Raw genomic sequence first — 2,064 nt, 5'->3', positions numbered from 1 at the left:
TGGCAAAGTAGATGCGCTGCTCCGCCTTGGGCGGGCAACCGTACCAGCGTGCCTGCGAGCCGGTGAGCACGCGCACCAGGCCCAGCAGGAAGAAACCCATCAACTTGGCAAGCATGGGGGGATGATACGTGGCTGATGTGGCATGGCAGTGGGTTGCTATACCCAGATGCGATATGCCCAGAACGCCTCTTCACCGTAGATCCCGTCATACAGCGCCTGCGGGGCATAGCCGGTCATGCGTCGCGAAACGCGGCACAGGTGCGATTGGTCCGAGTAGCCGGCACCCACCGCAACATCCGCCCACTTCACGCTGCCTTGGGCTGCATCGGCCGTGATGATGTCAAAGAACGCCTGCTCGGCCTTGCCAAAACCACGCAGCTCGCGCAGCGGCAACCCAGCCCAGCGCTTGATGCGGCGCTCCAGCTGGCGCAGGCTGCGGCCCGCGGCCGACATGGCGGCGCGCTGCGCCAGGTGCACTGTCCAGTCGCCGTAGCGCTGCGCCTGCAGCGGCTGTGTGGGGCGGCAGGCTTGCCAGCGGGGTTCCAGAAACGCCTCGAGGCAATCCATGCGCGCGGCGTTGTCGGGTTGGTGCTGCACGGCCTCGCACATCGCGATCCAGTCGTGTGGCAGCACGGTCTGCGCATCCACAAGACGGTTGGTGAACGTCTCGGGCTCCAGTCCCGTCAGCAGATGCAGTGCGTCGGGCATGAACATCACCATCATGGCGTGTGTCGGCGCAGCGCAATAGCTGGTGCTGGGCCGGGTGTGGGGGCCTGCAAGCACCCAGCGGCCAGGGTAGTCCGCGCGGGGGCTGTGCAGGTCGGGCATGGTGTCGGGGCGGTCCGCCACCAGAGCTTCGCTGCGCCCCTCAAACCACCAGCTCAGGCTGCATAGCGGCGTGGCCGGAAAGCGGTTGATCCGCTGCTCATCTGTGAGCGTGTGGCCGAGTGTGCTGCGCACCATGGTGCCGCGCAGACAGGCAGACAGGCTGGCGCGCGGCAGCCACAGTTGCCCCGACGGAATCAGCCCCTGTGGATGTTGTGCAGAAGGTGTGACCAGCGTTGCCATGGGCTGCGAGTGTAGGTCAGGGGTGATGTCGAATTCGTTCAATACCGTGAGGGCGCGGCACTGCACCATGGCGCCATTGATTCCCCGTCTTTCAACCGCAGAAACGCCACATGGCGCAAATGAACTTATGAACCATCGCTTTCAATGCCGATGCGGCACCCTGAGTGGGCATCTCAGCCAACCGCAGCGGGCGCTGCGCGGCGTGTGCTATTGCAAAGACTGCCGCGCTTATGCGCACCATCTTGGCGTGGAGACCTGGACCCACGATGCTCTGGGCGGAGCCGAGTTTGTGGCGGCGCAAGCCCAAAACGTCTCATTCACCTCGGGCATCGAGTGCCTTGCCTGCCTGTCTCTGACCGACAACGGGTTGCTGCGTTGGTATGCCAACTGCTGCAACACACCGATCTGCAACACCGTGAGAAACTGGAAAGTGCCTTACGTGGGGTTGATTGGCGCTTGCTTGAAGACGGATCCTTTTGCCTTCGAGCGCTCGTTTCCCCGAGTGCAAATGCGCGTGAACACGAGCAGTGCCATGCAAGCGCCACCGCCCATGCGTTTGAGTACGGTGGTTTCGCTCGCTGGCTTCATGCCACGGGTCATGCTGAGTTCAATCAACGGGGCATATCGGCAAACCCCATTCTTTGATCAGGGAGGCGGGGCGCCTCTTGTGCCGGTCAAGGTGCTTTCAGATACAGACCGCGCTCGTGCCTACGGTGCGACTTGACCCTGTGGCCGTGCAGGTGTTTCCAGATTGCTCAGTCCAGTGAGCGATTTTTGATGCGTCCCTCCTGTCACGGCAGTTCCGCGCCACCCATGCGCGCCAGGATGGTGCGCGTGCGCCCGCTCAGGTAGGCCGAGTTCGGCGTCTTCTCGAAGCGCTTGGGCGCGGGCAGCATGACGGCCAGGCGCGCGGCCTCGTGCGGGGCGAGGTCGGCGGCGCTCTTGCGGTAGTAGTGGCGCGCGGCGGCCTCGGCGCCGAAGACGCCGTTGCCCCAT

The 2,064-nt window shown here is 64.1% G+C and carries 3 protein-coding genes; 1 reads left to right on the top strand and 2 read right to left on the bottom strand.

The window, feature by feature from the left end; genetic code table 11:
- Window positions 1–156 precede the first annotated feature (156 nt).
- A complete protein-coding gene (locus tag ACE3O2_RS17685) occupies window positions 157–1,137 on the bottom strand; it encodes a hypothetical protein (RefSeq protein WP_374339798.1) in 981 nt (326 codons plus the stop codon).
- Here ACE3O2_RS17685 and ACE3O2_RS17680 point away from each other — a divergent pair.
- Window positions 1,136–1,792, top strand: a complete 657-nt coding sequence (locus ACE3O2_RS17680) for a DUF6151 family protein (RefSeq protein WP_374339796.1) — start codon at window positions 1,136–1,138, stop codon at window positions 1,790–1,792. The genes ACE3O2_RS17685 and ACE3O2_RS17680 overlap by 2 nt on opposite strands.
- A 67-nt stretch (window positions 1,793–1,859) precedes the next feature.
- On the opposite strand, the gene ACE3O2_RS17675 is transcribed toward ACE3O2_RS17680, so the two are convergent.
- On the bottom strand, window positions 1,860–2,064 hold a 205-nt coding region (locus ACE3O2_RS17675; RefSeq protein WP_374339794.1), incomplete at its 5' end, for a transglycosylase domain-containing protein.

It is taken from the genome of Leeia sp. (assembly GCF_041909055.1).
GTDB lineage: Bacteria > Pseudomonadota > Gammaproteobacteria > Burkholderiales > Leeiaceae > Leeia > Leeia aquatica.
This window is presented reverse-complemented; position numbering and strand designations above follow the sequence as displayed.